The 13158-nt window shown below is 39.2% G+C and carries 15 protein-coding genes; all 15 read right to left on the bottom strand.

All coding sequences use genetic code 11. From position 1 onward, the window contains the following. Positions 1–109: 109 nt before the first annotated feature. The 15 genes from rpmA to G586_RS0118135 all read right to left on the bottom strand — a co-directional run bounded on the left by rpmA (position 110) and on the right by G586_RS0118135 (position 13079). Entirely contained in the window at positions 110–394 is a 285-nt protein-coding gene (rpmA, locus tag G586_RS0118205) for a 50S ribosomal protein L27 (RefSeq protein ID WP_022759965.1), read from the bottom strand. 3 nt (positions 395–397) lie between these two features. Beyond that, a complete protein-coding gene (locus G586_RS0118200; protein ID WP_026528860.1) occupies positions 398–727 on the bottom strand; it encodes a ribosomal-processing cysteine protease Prp in 330 nt (109 codons plus the stop codon). 26 nt (positions 728–753) lie between these two features. Further along, a complete protein-coding gene (rplU, locus tag G586_RS0118195) occupies positions 754–1062 on the bottom strand; it encodes a 50S ribosomal protein L21 (RefSeq protein WP_022759963.1) in 309 nt (102 codons plus the stop codon). Between the two features lie 92 nt (positions 1063–1154). Continuing rightward, a complete protein-coding gene (locus tag G586_RS25255; RefSeq protein WP_051204905.1) occupies positions 1155–2162 on the bottom strand; it encodes a ribonuclease E/G in 1008 nt (335 codons plus the stop codon). After that, on the bottom strand, positions 2155–2910 hold the full coding sequence (locus G586_RS23770; protein WP_051204904.1) for a TIGR03936 family radical SAM-associated protein: 756 nt from the start codon (positions 2908–2910) through the stop codon (positions 2155–2157). Before G586_RS23770 ends, G586_RS25255 begins: the two co-directional genes overlap by 8 nt. A gap of 278 nt (positions 2911–3188) precedes the next feature. Next, complete coding sequence (locus G586_RS0118180; RefSeq protein WP_026528859.1) at positions 3189–5069, bottom strand: TIGR03960 family B12-binding radical SAM protein; 1881 nt, start codon at positions 5067–5069, stop codon at positions 3189–3191. Positions 5070–5112: 43 nt separating this feature from the next. Next, positions 5113–6390 carry a bifunctional phosphoribosyl-AMP cyclohydrolase/phosphoribosyl-ATP diphosphatase HisIE gene (gene hisIE / locus G586_RS25810; RefSeq protein ID WP_081674455.1) on the bottom strand — a complete coding sequence of 426 codons (1278 nt, stop codon included), beginning with the start codon at positions 6388–6390 and terminating at the stop codon, positions 5113–5115. Positions 6391–6408: 18 nt separating this feature from the next. After that, positions 6409–6996, bottom strand: a complete 588-nt coding sequence (gene hisB, locus G586_RS0118170) for an imidazoleglycerol-phosphate dehydratase HisB (protein ID WP_026528857.1) — start codon at positions 6994–6996, stop codon at positions 6409–6411. Between the two features lies 1 nt (position 6997). Then, complete coding sequence (gene hisD / locus G586_RS0118165; RefSeq protein WP_026528856.1) at positions 6998–8293, bottom strand: histidinol dehydrogenase; 1296 nt, start codon at positions 8291–8293, stop codon at positions 6998–7000. After that, positions 8293–8940 (bottom strand): ATP phosphoribosyltransferase, encoded by a 648-nt coding sequence (gene hisG, locus G586_RS0118160; protein ID WP_026528855.1) that lies wholly within the window; start codon positions 8938–8940, stop codon positions 8293–8295. Before hisG ends, hisD begins: the two co-directional genes overlap by 1 nt. A 1-nt stretch (position 8941) precedes the next feature. Continuing rightward, a complete protein-coding gene (hisZ, locus tag G586_RS0118155) occupies positions 8942–10054 on the bottom strand; it encodes an ATP phosphoribosyltransferase regulatory subunit (protein ID WP_026528854.1) in 1113 nt (370 codons plus the stop codon). Between the two features lie 91 nt (positions 10055–10145). Further along, positions 10146–10679, bottom strand: coding sequence for a Holliday junction resolvase RecU (locus G586_RS0118150; RefSeq protein ID WP_026528853.1), 534 nt, complete (start codon positions 10677–10679; stop codon positions 10146–10148). A gap of 12 nt (positions 10680–10691) precedes the next feature. Next, positions 10692–11741 carry an RluA family pseudouridine synthase gene (locus tag G586_RS0118145; protein ID WP_026528852.1) on the bottom strand — a complete coding sequence of 350 codons (1050 nt, stop codon included), beginning with the start codon at positions 11739–11741 and terminating at the stop codon, positions 10692–10694. 10 nt (positions 11742–11751) lie between these two features. Continuing rightward, complete coding sequence (locus tag G586_RS0118140) at positions 11752–12354, bottom strand: hypothetical protein (RefSeq protein WP_026528851.1); 603 nt, start codon at positions 12352–12354, stop codon at positions 11752–11754. Positions 12355–12371: 17 nt separating this feature from the next. After that, positions 12372–13079, bottom strand: a complete 708-nt coding sequence (locus G586_RS0118135) for a pseudouridine synthase (protein WP_026528850.1) — start codon at positions 13077–13079, stop codon at positions 12372–12374. Positions 13080–13158 lie beyond the last annotated feature (79 nt).

The following is a 13158-nucleotide window of genomic DNA, read 5'->3' as shown; positions in this document are numbered from 1 at the left end:
TCTCCTAGATTAATGATAACCTTCAGCAGGTCCAAACCTTGCTAAGGGTTATAGTCAAAAAGAGCTCCAAACAATAAAATGTTTGGAGCTCAATGCAAAACGATACTGATTACTTCTCTACAGCGTAAACGCTAGCCTGCTTCTTATCGCGGCCTTTGCGCTCGAAACGAAGCACACCATCGATAAGTGCGAACAGAGTATCATCCTTACCGATACCTACGTTAACACCGGGATGAATATGTGTGCCGCGCTGTCTGTATAAAATATTTCCAGCCTTTACGAATTGTCCGTCAGCTCTCTTTGCTCCAAGACGCTTTGACTCGGAATCACGACCATTCTTTGTGGATCCGACTCCCTTCTTATGAGCAAAAAATTGAAGGTCCATATTCAACATGACTTACACCTCCTCGAATTTAATGTTCAAAAACTCATTACCATACTGTTTGTAGACACCTGTAATTCCTAGTTCGAAGGATTTTAGCAATAAATCACCAGCATCAGAAAAACCATTCTCTGATGTCACTTCGATATAACCCCTTTCAGGATCAGCATCACAGGCAAAAATATCATCTGTAAATTTCTCAAGAGAATTGACCGTATTAATAGTGAGCATTGAAATAGCTGCACATACAATATCTTTGCCATATTCACCGGAACCTGCGTGTCCCTCTAGTCTGAAACCCATGTACTCGCCATCCGAATTCTTACGAATAATGATATTTGTCATATCTGCAAACACTCTTTTACACAAGATTAAAGAGAAATCTTATCAATCTTTACACTTGTGAAGCACTGTCTGTGACCGTTCTTCTTGTGATAACCGGTCTTACTCTTGTACTTGTAAACGATAACCTTCTTGCCCTTGCCCTGTTCCATAACAGTTGCGCTAACTTTAGCACCTGCTACATCGCCAGCAACCTTAAGAGTCTTGTCATCACTTACAGCAATAACATTATCAAATGTAACTTCTTTTCCGGCTTCTACGTCAAGCTTCTCAACACGAATAACGTCGCCCTCGGAAACCTTGTACTGCTTACCACCAGTAACTATAATTGCGTACATAAGGCACCTCCTTTTTCCAAATCTCGCTAACTATGGTGGGATTTATCAATCCTCTTCAACCTCGTTAAGCGGCATACTCTAAAATAATAACATCACATATTTTTAATGTCAATAGTTTCCCTCAGAGATTTTTTACTTTTTTGTCTTGTAAACTCCATGATCCCAAGTCCTGTAAGGTCTATATAAGATAAATTCATCGGATCAGAGGCGATGATTTCTTTAATATATTGAATCAGCTCTTCGTTCTTTTCTTTTTTCTTCATTGAAACAAAATCGATAAGAATCATTCCGGAAAGATTCCTGAGTCTTATCTGTCTGTAAGCTTCAAGTGCCGCTTCTTTATTAAGCTTAAGAAAAAACTCATCTGATTTCTTTATGGCTTTACCTGAATTTACATCAATAAGATTAAGCGTTTCAGTCTGCTCAATTATCAGGAATGCACCCGAATCAAGCCATACCTTCTTTTTAAAGAGGTCATCTGTCTTGGAGGTTAGACTGTAGAATATTTGAAGAGGTATTCTTTTTTCTTCTTCATTATAAAGTGTACAGTCTATTCCATTCCCCATGAGCTCATCATATACGTCATTCACATCAGTTGTAACAGAGGCTATATCGCCAACTATTTCTATTGCTGACTTTACACTCTCAGATATGCTACAGTCAGTCCCGCATATAAGCTGATGTTCGCTGCGTGTTTTGGCAATCCTTAATAAATCATCCAAATCACCGCTAAATGGAACATCCTTTAAATCGATTTTTCCTGAAAGTCTTGCCTGCTTCATCTTCTGTTCTTCAACTTTAAGCTGAACAAGAACTATATCTCCGGGTCTTAATTCCGAAGAAGATGTAATCTGCCTGTTAAGTACATATTCAGGCGGCAAGGACTTTAAAGGCAAAAATCCGATACCGTGTTTTCCACTGTTCACATCAAACCGGACAAAAGCGGCATTCAGATTAGATACGAGATTATCAACTCTGCCAACATAAATATTTCCTGTTCTGTCGACAGAATCAAGTATATCAAGCACCTCGACCTTGTTATCAATGAGCCCAATCAGTGAAAGATGTTCATGCCATCTGGTGATAATAATCTCAGACATATATCTTACCCTGTGAGACTCCATCTGCAGAAGCGAAAGAAACCTCAGACATTTTTTCAGGAATCATTGGTTGAACATAATGTCCTTTATCATCATCGCCTGAAAGATATGTTTCAAGTCTGTTGAACTTGGCTGCGAACTCTTTCATTTCTTCGCCTGCAAAAGCAAAAAGACTCTCAGTTAATAGCGCAGCCTTCAGGTTACTACTGCTTCCTGCAGATAATAAAACATGTATCTTGTTTCCGTCGAGAATCTCATAATTATAAATCAAAGGCTTTATATCAATGGTTTTTTCGCCGTTTTTTGTCTTTTTAACTGCAGGGATCTCAGCCTGAGCCATAAATCTGCTAAATGTTTCTGATAGATCAAACTTAGGCTCCTTGCCTTCTCTGAAGGAAATAACATATTCAGCTGCAGACACACTTGTCATCGCATTCTCGCACTTTTCAGGGAGTTCAGTAATAGCAAGTATTTCTATTCCTTCATTCATTGCGCCGTTTAATGCGTCCATTACTGACTGAATGCTATCACAGCTAAGAACTGTCATATCCATGTAGTCGCCGTCAGTAGTTGAACCTACACTAAGGGGCTGAGCAAAGGAAAGAATCTGATGAGGACTGTAGCCCTCACTATATTTTATATCTATTTCAGCGCGTCTAATTGCTTTCTGGACATATCTCATCACATCGAGATGGCCAAGGAAGCGGATGGGACCGTGCTTACTGAATTTTAAGCGTAATTTTTTCATTTATACCCTCATCCGGCACTTCGTGCCACCTTCTCCCTAAAAGGGAGAAGGCATATTTCTTTAACTCATACTACCTTCTCAAAGATTAAGAAGTTTTTCTTTAACTCGTACTGTCTTCTCAAAGATTAAGAAGTTTTTCTTTAACTCATACTTCCTTCTCATAGATTAAGAAGTTTTTCTTTAACTCGTACTGTCTTCTCAAAGATTAAGAAGTTTTTCTTTAACTCATACTGTCTTCTCAAAGACTAAGAAGATTGTCTTTTACTCATAAAAATATATTACACACCTGTCTTAGGCTGGAAACAGATTCCAACACCATAATTTGCACCGCCGCAGCCCATGCAGGACTGTCTGCAGTTAGGTGAAACCTTTGCCTGCTTGGAGGTCTCCCATTCACGCCACAGGAATTCCTTGGAAACACCGCAATCAAGCATATCCCAGGGAAGGATTTCGTCCTTAGTTCTCTCGCGTTTTACATAAAACATAGGATCAAGTCCGGCCTTTTCAAGCTCCTCAAGCCAGATATCATTTTTGAAGTGTTCACTCCAGGCATCAAAGATGCATCCGCGTTTATATACATTGTAAATAACAGTTGAAAGCTTTCTATCGCCTCTAGCAAGGATTCCTTCAAGCATACTTGCGTCTGCTTCATGCCAGTTGTATTTAATGTGCTTCTGATTAAGCTGAGACATGATTCCTTTTCTTGTGATGCTGGCTTTATCAAGAAATTCTTCCTTAGTATTCATTGATGCCCACTGGAAAGGTGTGAAGGGCTTGGGAACAAAGAATGATGTACTTGCAGTAATCTCTATGGTTCTGCCGTTCCTCTTTTCCTTCGGAACTGTCTCAAAATACTCAACTGCAATTTTGTTGGCTATATCACCGATGCCTTCAATGTCCTCGGTGGTTTCACCCGGAAGTCCAAGCATGAAATAAAGCTTAACCTTGTTCCATCCTCCAAGAAATGCTTCGTGAGCGCCTCTCAAAATATCTTCCTCGGTAAGACCTTTATTTATAACATTTCTCATTCTCTGAGAGCCGGCCTCGGGCGCAAAGGTAAGTGATGACTTCTTAACATCCTGAACCTTACTCATTACGTCCAGGGAAAATGCATCAATTCTAAGTGAGGGTAAAGATATATTAACCTTGTGCTCATTACAGTAATCTATAAGAAATTCCAAAAGCTCATTAAGGCCTGTGTAGTCACTGGTACTAAGAGAGCTTAAAGAGATTTCTTCATACCCAGTATTTTTCAGTAATGTTATTGCATATTCCTTTAATGTCTTAACGTCTCTCTCACGAAGAGGTCTGTACAATTGACCTGCCTGACAGAATCTGCAGCCTCTGATACAGCCTCTCATTACTTCCATAACTACTCTGTCCTGAGTAACTCTTATGAAAGGCATAACAGGCTTCATGGGATAATAGGCATTTGTAAGATCAAGGCAGAGTTCCTTCTTAACTACTGCCGGAACATTCTCCCTTAGAGTTGTAATTGATTCTATGGTTCCGTCTTCCTTATAGCTGATCTCATAGAGAGAGGGAACGTAAATGCCGTCTATCTGAGAGCATCTATATAAAAACTCTTCTCTTGAAATGCCCTCTTCCTTGCTCTTTTCATAAAGATCAAAGAGCTCGCGGTATTTGGTCTCACCCTCACCAATATAGAAAAGATCAAAGAAATCTGCTATTGGTTCAGGGTTATAGGAACAGGGGCCACCACCAATCACAATCGGATCATCCCAGGTTCTGTCCTTGGTATAGATAGGCACTCCTGAAAGATCAAGAACCTGTAAGATGTTTGTATAGCACATCTCATATTGCAGAGTGAATCCAAGAAAATCGAAATTCTTAATAGGATCTTGTGATTCCAAAGCAAAAAGCGGGATGTTATTCTCTCTCATTACGCTGTCCATATCGGACCAGGGAGAAAATACCCGCTCGCACCATACGTCATCATATTCATTGAATAGACCATACAGAATCTGAATTCCCAGATGAGACATACCTATCTCGTAAACATCCGGAAAACAGAATGCAAATCTGATTTTAATGTTAGATAAATCCTTCACAGCACTGTTAACCTCTCCGCCAATATAGCGCTCAGGTTTACTAATGCTAAGAAGGATTTCATCTGATAAAGCTAATTTCTCGTTCAAATTACACCTCAAAAATATACATAAAAGATATTATTGCAGCGATTTATCTTCTGGCAAGTTCGTCTGTTATCTCTTCCCAGGTAATATCTTTTTCTGCCATTAGTACCATCATATGATACAGGAAATCGGCCATTTCGTAAATGAGTTCATTTGAATTTTTATTTTTTGCAGCGATAACCATCTCTGTGCTCTCTTCACCGACCTTTTTAAGGATCTTATCAAGGCCTTTTTCAAACAGGTAATTAGTGTAGGAGCCTTCTCTGGGATTGGTCTTTCTGTCATTTATTACAGCAAATACACTATCAAGAACCTTCTGAGGATTCTTTTCTGCATATTTTTTGCCAGTGATTTCATTAAAGAAGCATGAATAGCTTCCGGTGTGGCATGCAACACCTACCTGCTTAACCTTTGCAAGTATGGTATCCATATCACAATCCGCAGTAAGCTTTTTTACATATTGGAAATGACCACTGGTCTCGCCCTTTAACCACAGTTCGTTTCTGCTTCTGCTAAAATATGTCATTTTGCCGCACTCAAGAGTTTTCTTATAGGATTCCTCATTGAAGTAAGCAACCATTAAAACAGCATCTGTTCTATAGTCCTGAACAACAACCGGGACCATTCCATCTGAGTTTTTCTTAAAGTCTTCCCAGGTAAAATTAGGTACAATGCGATTAACTGCAAGATCATTCTCAGCACAGATATTCTTCATATTCCGAATCTCTGCGGAATTTGCATTGATGGCTCTTCCTGACAATCCGCTGACACAGCTCTCAGACAGTAGTCTTATCATCTTATCAAGTGAAAGATCAGGCACACAGAGAATTGTAGGCAGGTCAATTTCAAAAGTTTTCTTTATCTCGGAGCTGTTAAGAAGAATAAGCTCGTCGGCATATTTTCTTATCTGATCATCATATGCTGAAATCTTATCTGTTTCAGTGTAACAAATGCAAATCTTATCCTTACCGAATTTTTCAGAAACCTCCTGCAAAATATCGATATTACCCTGCTTCGAGAAATTGAGGCAAGCTTTCTTGCAACCAGCATAAAGGAGCTTTTTGATATCCTCCATTCTCTTTACATTTCCTGCGCCGTATACATCACAGGAAACCATGCTGCAAATCTCTTTTATGATATCGAGAGACTCTTCATGCTCAGCATCTCCTTCTGACATATCAAAGATTATGAGTGCATCACAGTCGTCATCATCATATTTTTCAGCAAGAGCCACTGGTGAATCTGAAATGACATCAGCATTTTCTAATGAAGTTACTGCATTACCTTTCAAAAGGTAAATGCAGGGCACAAATTTTTTAAGCATAAATATTCTCCCGGTTTATTAAAGACTTCCTTTGGTGCTTAGTACACCAGTAATTCTCTCATCTATCATTGTAGCTTCATCAAGAGCCTTGGCGAATGCCTTGAATAAAGCTTCAACCTTGTGGTGATCGTTCACACCAGTGATAACTCTGAGGTGAAGATTCATCATTGCTCCATAGGATAAGGCATAGAAAAACTCTCTTACAAGCTGAGTGTCAAACTCACCGATCATTGGTGCTAAAAACTCAGCATCCATAACAAAATACGGTCTTCCGCAAAGATCAATGGCTGCCATTACAAGGGTTTCGTCCATGGGAAGAATGGAACTTCCATATCTTTTGATACCCTTCTTTTCAGAAAGTGCCTGAGCGATAGCCTGACCAAGTACTATTCCTGTATCCTCGACACTGTGATGTCCGTCAACATAGGTATCTCCGCCACATTTTACAGTAAGGTCAAATAATCCATGCCTCGCAAAAGCTGAAAGCATGTGGTCAAAGAACCCAATTCCTGTGTTAATGTCGGATTTTCCCGAGCCATCGAGCTCGATTTCAACAGTTATGTCTGTCTCCCCTGTTTTTCTCTGAACCATACCTTTTCGAGACATATCAGTCCTCCTCAAATCTAACAGCTATTGAATTAGCGTGAGCTGTTAATCCTTCATTCTTTGCAAAAAGCTCTATATCCTCGTGAACCTTCTTAAGTCCTTCTTCAGAATACGCGATTATACTTGTTTTCTTTACAAAATCATCCACTGATAAGGGCGAGAAGAATCTCGCAGTCTGGTTAGTAGGCAGGATATGATTAGGTCCTGCAAAGTAATCACCAAGTGGCTCAGAAGAATAAGCGCCGAGGAAAATTGCACCGGCATGCTTAATCTTAGGCATAACTTCGAAGGGATTTTTTGTAATAATTTCAAGATGCTCTGAAGCAATGGCATTTGCGGCGTCAATGACATCAGACATATTCTCGGCAACAAATATATATCCATAGTTATCAAGGGATTTTGTTATGATTTCTGCTCTTTCGAGTTCTTTTACAAATCCATCGATTTCCTTTGAAACATTGTCAGCAAGCTCCTTACTTGTTGTTACAAGTATAGCACTTGCCATCTCATCGTGCTCTGCCTGAGATAAAAGATCAGCTGCAACATATCTTGGATTTGCAGTCTCATCAGCAATTACGAGAATCTCTGAGGGACCTGCAATTGAATCAATAGATACATATCCAAAGCATGCTTTCTTAGCAAGTGCTACAAAAATGTTGCCGGGGCCTGTTATCTTATCAACCTTCGGAACTGATTCTGTGCCAAACGCCATAGCTGCAACAGCCTGAGCTCCACCTACCTTATAAACCTCAGTAACTCCGGCAATATCAGCTGCAACCAGTGTTCCGGGATTTACTTTTCCATCCTTGGAAGGAGGTGTGCACATTATAATTCTCTCAACACCTGCAACCTTCGCGGGTATTACATTCATAAGAACGCTTGAAGGATAAGCTGCCTTTCCGCCGGGAACATATACACCCGAAATCTCAATGGGAATGATTCTCTGTCCCAAAATTGATCCGTCTTCATTTGTATCAATCCATGTATTTCTCTTTTGCTTTTCATGGAAGACGCGGATATTCTCAGCACTCTTTTTAATAACTTCTATGAAGTCCGCATCCAAGGCCTTATATGCTTCGTCTATTTCCTGTCTTGTTACTTTAATTGTGTCAGCAGAAAGATCAAAGTGATCAAACTTGGAAGTGTATTCAAATAAGGCTTTGTCACCATTTTCTCTGACATTAGCGATTATATCATTGACAATATTTTCATATTCCCCGTAATTAGAGGGACTTCTTTTTAAAAGTTTTTCAAGGAGTTCTCCCTTTGTCTTGTCATTAAGCTCTACTATGCGCATTATAGATTCTCCTTCATCTCACGAATTAGCTTGTGAATTCTCTCAGCTTCCATCTGCATACTAACCTGATTAACAATTACTCTTGCTGAAAGAGGGCAGATTTCTTCAAGTACGGTAAGTCCGTTTTCTCTAAGCGTACTGCCTGTCTCAACAATATCAACTATTACGTCTGATAGGTTAACTATAGGACCAAGCTCAACTGAGCCATTAAGCTTTATTATATCGACTGTCTGGTTCTTTCTGTTATAGAAATAGTCCTTTGCAATGTTTGGATATTTACTTGCAACCTTGATCATTTCATGGTGATCCAGCAGTTCTCTTGCTGATTCAGGGCCGCAGACACACATTCTGCATTTTCCAAAGCCCAGATCAAGCACCTCATAAACACTGCGGTTTTCTTCCATAATCGTATCTTTTCCGACTATACCGATATCCGCAGCGCCATACTCAACATATGTCGGCACGTCCGGACCTTTTGCCAGGAAAAATTTAAGCTTTAACTCTTCGTTTGTAAAAATAAGCTTCCTTGTCTTCTTATCAGTGACTTCTTCACACTGTATACCGCATTTTTTCAGAAGTTCCATTGTAGATTCAACAAGTCGTCCCTTTCCGAGGGCAAATGTAAGATATCTATCCTGATTATTCATATTATTTCGCCCCCTTTAAGATAACTCGTTTTCCCTGATCTCTTAAGTCCTTTGCTTTAGACAATGCTTCTTTAAAATTGTCCTCAGTGTATTCGATGACGGTAGCTTTATCATGTACAGGAAGAGATACCTTCTGATTGTAGAGAGCCTTCATCAGATCATCCAGATTTATCATAAAGCCTATGGAAGGCGCACTCTTACCGAATCTGTCAAGAAGGTCATCATATCTTCCACCTTTAGCTATTGCATCTCCTACGCCATAGGTATAAGCACCGAACATTACGCCTGTGTAATAGTTGAATTTACTGAGCATACCCAGGTCAAATGAAATATACTTCTCGATACCATAGCTGCATAAAACCTTATAAAGGTTTTGAAGATGCTCTATAGCCATTAGGGATCTCTTGTTATTTACAAGCTTTCCTGCCTGTTCAAGAACATCTGCATCACCAATACAGGTTGAAACGTTCTTTATAAGCTCACGATATTTCTCTGAGATACCAGACTCTTCCATGATGAGGTCTGCAGCAAATGCATTCCTTGAAACAAGCATTTCCCTTATTAATTCCTCAGTATCATAATCAATGCCGGCTTCCTCGCAGATTCCATAATAGTAATCTGCATCACCGATACTGATTTTGAAATCATTAAGGCCTGTAGACGATATTGCCTCAACCAAAAGAGCTATCATCTCTGCATCAGCGAAAATTGAACCATCATTCATAAGCTCAGCGCCGATCTGAGTAGATTCTTTCAATTTACCCTGCAGGCTATGTGTATTTAAGAAGGTTTTCCCGCTATAGCAGAATCTTACAGGTTCATCATCCTCTAAAAAATATTTACTTACACATCTTGCCACAGAAGGCGTGAAATCAGGGCGAAGAACCATTGTCATTCCATCCTGATCAAAGAATTTATAAAGTTCCTTTTCGCTATTACTGCTGATTTCCTCAGCAAAAACATCAAAAAACTCGAAGGTCGGTGTATCAATCTCTTCAAAGCCGTATAACTTCATACGTCTGCAGATTTTATTCTTTACCCATGATCTGTCGCTGCATTCAGCTCCATATAAATCACGTACTCCTTCCGGAGTGTGTAAAAGTCTACGATTCATAAACGTCTCCCATAAAACACTTTATTGCGTTAACGTGCTACTTTGCTACTACATTAAATTTATTTAAGTTTATAGGAATACAATTTATTTGTCAATCTCTTTGATCGAGATCCTTTTGCAATAATTCAAGATATGGAATGTATCCCATGCTATCGTCAGAAATTACGAATTCAGGATCAAGTTCATCATATCTAAAGCTTTTCCTTCCACCCTCTGATGCTCTGTCCCAAAATCTCTTAAGAGCTCTGAATGTCAGGTAGTAGAATTCACCTTTGCCGGTGTAATAGATAAGAAAAAAAGCGACTCCATCCTGCTTCTCAAATTTTTCCATAAAGGAAACCTGATGCGGATGTATATTTTCAAGAGCAAAAGTATCCTGAGCACATTCCTTTGCATCAAAGCATACCGGAATCCCCTGAACAGCTCCGATATAATCGACAGTACTTTTTTGGTCAAAATACGCAAGTGTTATATGTCTTGTCTCTTTTTCAATTTTTATAGGTGTAATAGGTGTTGGGATCTTTTGAATAAGGGCAAGCTCATCTTCCTGATACTTCTCGTTTGTACGATTTATCAGTTCTTCGAGAGTCTGCCCTCTTAGACCTCTGGAATTCCATGTGGCCATGCTTTTACCTCATTAAAAACAGCTACGTTCAATATTATTAAATTGCTCAGGCAAATTTGCTTCAAAAACTTTATCAGAAAGATATGAAAGCTCTCCTTCTATTTTAGGAAATACTAATTTATACGAATGAAGCAATTGGAACTTAAGCCCAAACTTATTTCTAAGTGAGTTATTTATGGCCTCTTTTCCATATTTGCCATCTCCAATTATGGGATGACCTGTGGATGAAAGATGTGCCCGAATCTGATGTGTTTTACCGGTATGAAGAAGCACTTCAAGCTCTGTGAGCTCCTGCTGTTTCCCATCATAGGAAAAGGCCCCGTGTGAGAGCACCTTAAAGGATGTCTCTATAGGGGAATAGTCAGCAGAGTTTACAGCATTTTTATCCGGTATCTTATCAAAAAGTGTCACTTTATTTGTCTTTTTATCCTTATACAAATAGCCTGACAGATGCGAGTCTTCGGAAATTCTTCCAACGACTATGGTCTTATAATATTTATGTAGACTTCTGTCCTTTAGAACCTCCGCCATTTTTCTGGCTCCGACAAGACTTTTTGAACATATAAGGAGTCCCGAAGTATTCCTATCAAGCCTGTTGCATACAGAAGGCCTAAAGGTACCGAGATTTTCAGGACTGATTACTTCTTCTTTAAGAAGATATCCTATAAGCCACTCATTGATGCTTACATCCTTAACTTCTGCCTTCTGGGAAAGGATACCTACAGGCTTATTGAGAAGCAGAATATTCTCATCCTCATAGACAATATCAAGCTTTCCGAATCTTTCGTAAGCCTTTATATACTCGGATGTGTTATTTGCGGTTTCATCTGAGCTCACATGCTTATTGGCAAATTTATAAAATGTATCATCCGAAAAAAAGACCGAAATAGTGTCTCCGTTATTAAGTAACTCTTTTCCGGTCGCTTTCTTGCCATTAAGTGTAATATTCTTTTTTCTTAGCATCTTGAAGAGAAATCCCATGGAGCATTCAGAAAAATAGCCTCCCAGAAATTTGTCCAATCTCTTTCCCGATGAATTATTATCAATCTTAATCTCTTTCATATCACGCTCTTTATAATGAAACCGAAAGTAAAACCAAAGCACAGGTCTCAACCGTACCCGGTACCCAGGAATCCTCAATAGCCTGAGGATCGATATTCTTTGATTTTCTGATCTGTTCAAGCTGATCCAGACGAGTGCAGAACGCATTTATATCCTTGAAAACTTTAACGGTATAATTGCTATAACCACTCTGAGATATCTGGTTTCTGATATGCTTCTCACAATTTGCAACATCAAGTGCTTTATTTTCGGTAAAGCATACAACATTCTTATCAAGTACAGTTGCAGCCGCTATACTATAGTTTTCCTCGTAACTTGTCATTTCAAGATCATATCTGATAAGAAGTCCGTTTCTATGTGACTCTATTATGTCATAAGCTTCTTTTGAACAGGGATGAGCCTTCATATACATGATCATATTAACAGCGCTCAGTCCCGTAGGCAGGCATCCAAGAGCTGCGATAATACTGAATGCGCTCTTGTTTGAATGGTAAATTATCAGACCTGTGAAAAAGATGATAAGGCAAATAATAAGTGCCACTATTGTTCTGATTGCTGCGAATTTACGATTATACTCTATATATCCAAAATTACCCTTTGCTACTTTTTTCATATCTACCTCAAATGCTTTTATTTTAAGAGCTTAAGCTCCTCATCAGACAGCTCTCTATACTCCCCCGGTTTAAGATCAGGATCAAGAACCAATCCACCCATTCTTATACGGCGCAAAAATACAACTTCATTGCCGACAGCTTCAAGCATTCTTTTTACCTGATGAAATCTACCCTCATGAATTATCAGATGTAAGACATCTTCTCCATCCGTGTTTTCAATAAAAGATTTAGCAGGTAGTGTCGGCTCATCATCTCCGATATCCACACCCTCTTCAAGCTTCTTAATATCCTTATCAGATAACGGATCCCTTGTATGAACCTCATACTCCTTCTCAACATGCTTCTTGGGAGAAAGAAGTTTGTGAGCAAGTTTACCGTCATTTGTAATTATCAAAAGACCTTCGGTATCCTTATCGAGACGTCCTACAGGTGCAAGATTATTGTCAAAACCTACATCTATAAGATCAAGAACTGTTTCATCATGGTTGTCCCTTGTTGCAGAAACAACTCCCTGAGGCTTATTAAGCAAATAGTATCTGAATTCCTTGTAATTCTCAGTGAGATTTTCGCCGGAAAATATTATCTCATTTTTGGCCGGATCAATATTGATATCAGACTTTGAAACCACTTCACCGTCTACGGTAACCATACCGTTTTTTACATATTCTTTTAATTGCTTCCTGCTTCCAAGTCCGCAGGATCCTAAAAACTTATCTAATCTCATATATCCCTTTTTCGAATCACTTCGATTGTTAAAATAATAGCTGCCGTATGATCAGATCACCGGCAGCTATATAATTAGC

This window comes from Butyrivibrio sp. VCD2006 (assembly GCF_000423925.1).
Taxonomy (GTDB): domain Bacteria; phylum Bacillota; class Clostridia; order Lachnospirales; family Lachnospiraceae; genus Butyrivibrio.
The sequence above is the reverse complement of the archived record's forward strand: the minus strand, read 5'-3'. Positions and strand labels throughout refer to the sequence as shown.

Excerpts from the sequence above, each read along its gene's own strand:
- rpmA (WP_022759965.1), bottom strand. The coding sequence starts at position 394 with ATGTTGAATATGGACCTTCAATTTTTTGCTCATAAGAAGGGAGTCGGA.
- G586_RS0118200 (WP_026528860.1), bottom strand. The coding sequence starts at position 727 with ATGACAAATATCATTATTCGTAAGAATTCGGATGGCGAGTACATGGGT.
- rplU (WP_022759963.1), bottom strand. The coding sequence starts at position 1,062 with ATGTACGCAATTATAGTTACTGGTGGTAAGCAGTACAAGGTTTCCGAG.
- G586_RS25255 (WP_051204905.1), bottom strand. The coding sequence starts at position 2,162 with ATGTCTGAGATTATTATCACCAGATGGCATGAACATCTTTCACTGATT.
- G586_RS23770 (WP_051204904.1), bottom strand. The coding sequence starts at position 2,910 with ATGAAAAAATTACGCTTAAAATTCAGTAAGCACGGTCCCATCCGCTTC.
- hisIE (WP_081674455.1), bottom strand. The coding sequence starts at position 6,390 with ATGCTTAAAAAATTTGTGCCCTGCATTTACCTTTTGAAAGGTAATGCA.
- hisB (WP_026528857.1), bottom strand. The coding sequence starts at position 6,996 with ATGTCTCGAAAAGGTATGGTTCAGAGAAAAACAGGGGAGACAGACATA.
- hisD (WP_026528856.1), bottom strand. The coding sequence starts at position 8,293 with ATGCGCATAGTAGAGCTTAATGACAAGACAAAGGGAGAACTCCTTGAA.
- hisG (WP_026528855.1), bottom strand. The coding sequence starts at position 8,940 with ATGAATAATCAGGATAGATATCTTACATTTGCCCTCGGAAAGGGACGA.
- hisZ (WP_026528854.1), bottom strand. The coding sequence starts at position 10,054 with ATGAATCGTAGACTTTTACACACTCCGGAAGGAGTACGTGATTTATAT.
- G586_RS0118150 (WP_026528853.1), bottom strand. The coding sequence starts at position 10,679 with ATGGCCACATGGAATTCCAGAGGTCTAAGAGGGCAGACTCTCGAAGAA.
- G586_RS0118145 (WP_026528852.1), bottom strand. The coding sequence starts at position 11,741 with ATGAAAGAGATTAAGATTGATAATAATTCATCGGGAAAGAGATTGGAC.
- G586_RS0118140 (WP_026528851.1), bottom strand. The coding sequence starts at position 12,354 with ATGAAAAAAGTAGCAAAGGGTAATTTTGGATATATAGAGTATAATCGT.
- G586_RS0118135 (WP_026528850.1), bottom strand. The coding sequence starts at position 13,079 with ATGAGATTAGATAAGTTTTTAGGATCCTGCGGACTTGGAAGCAGGAAG.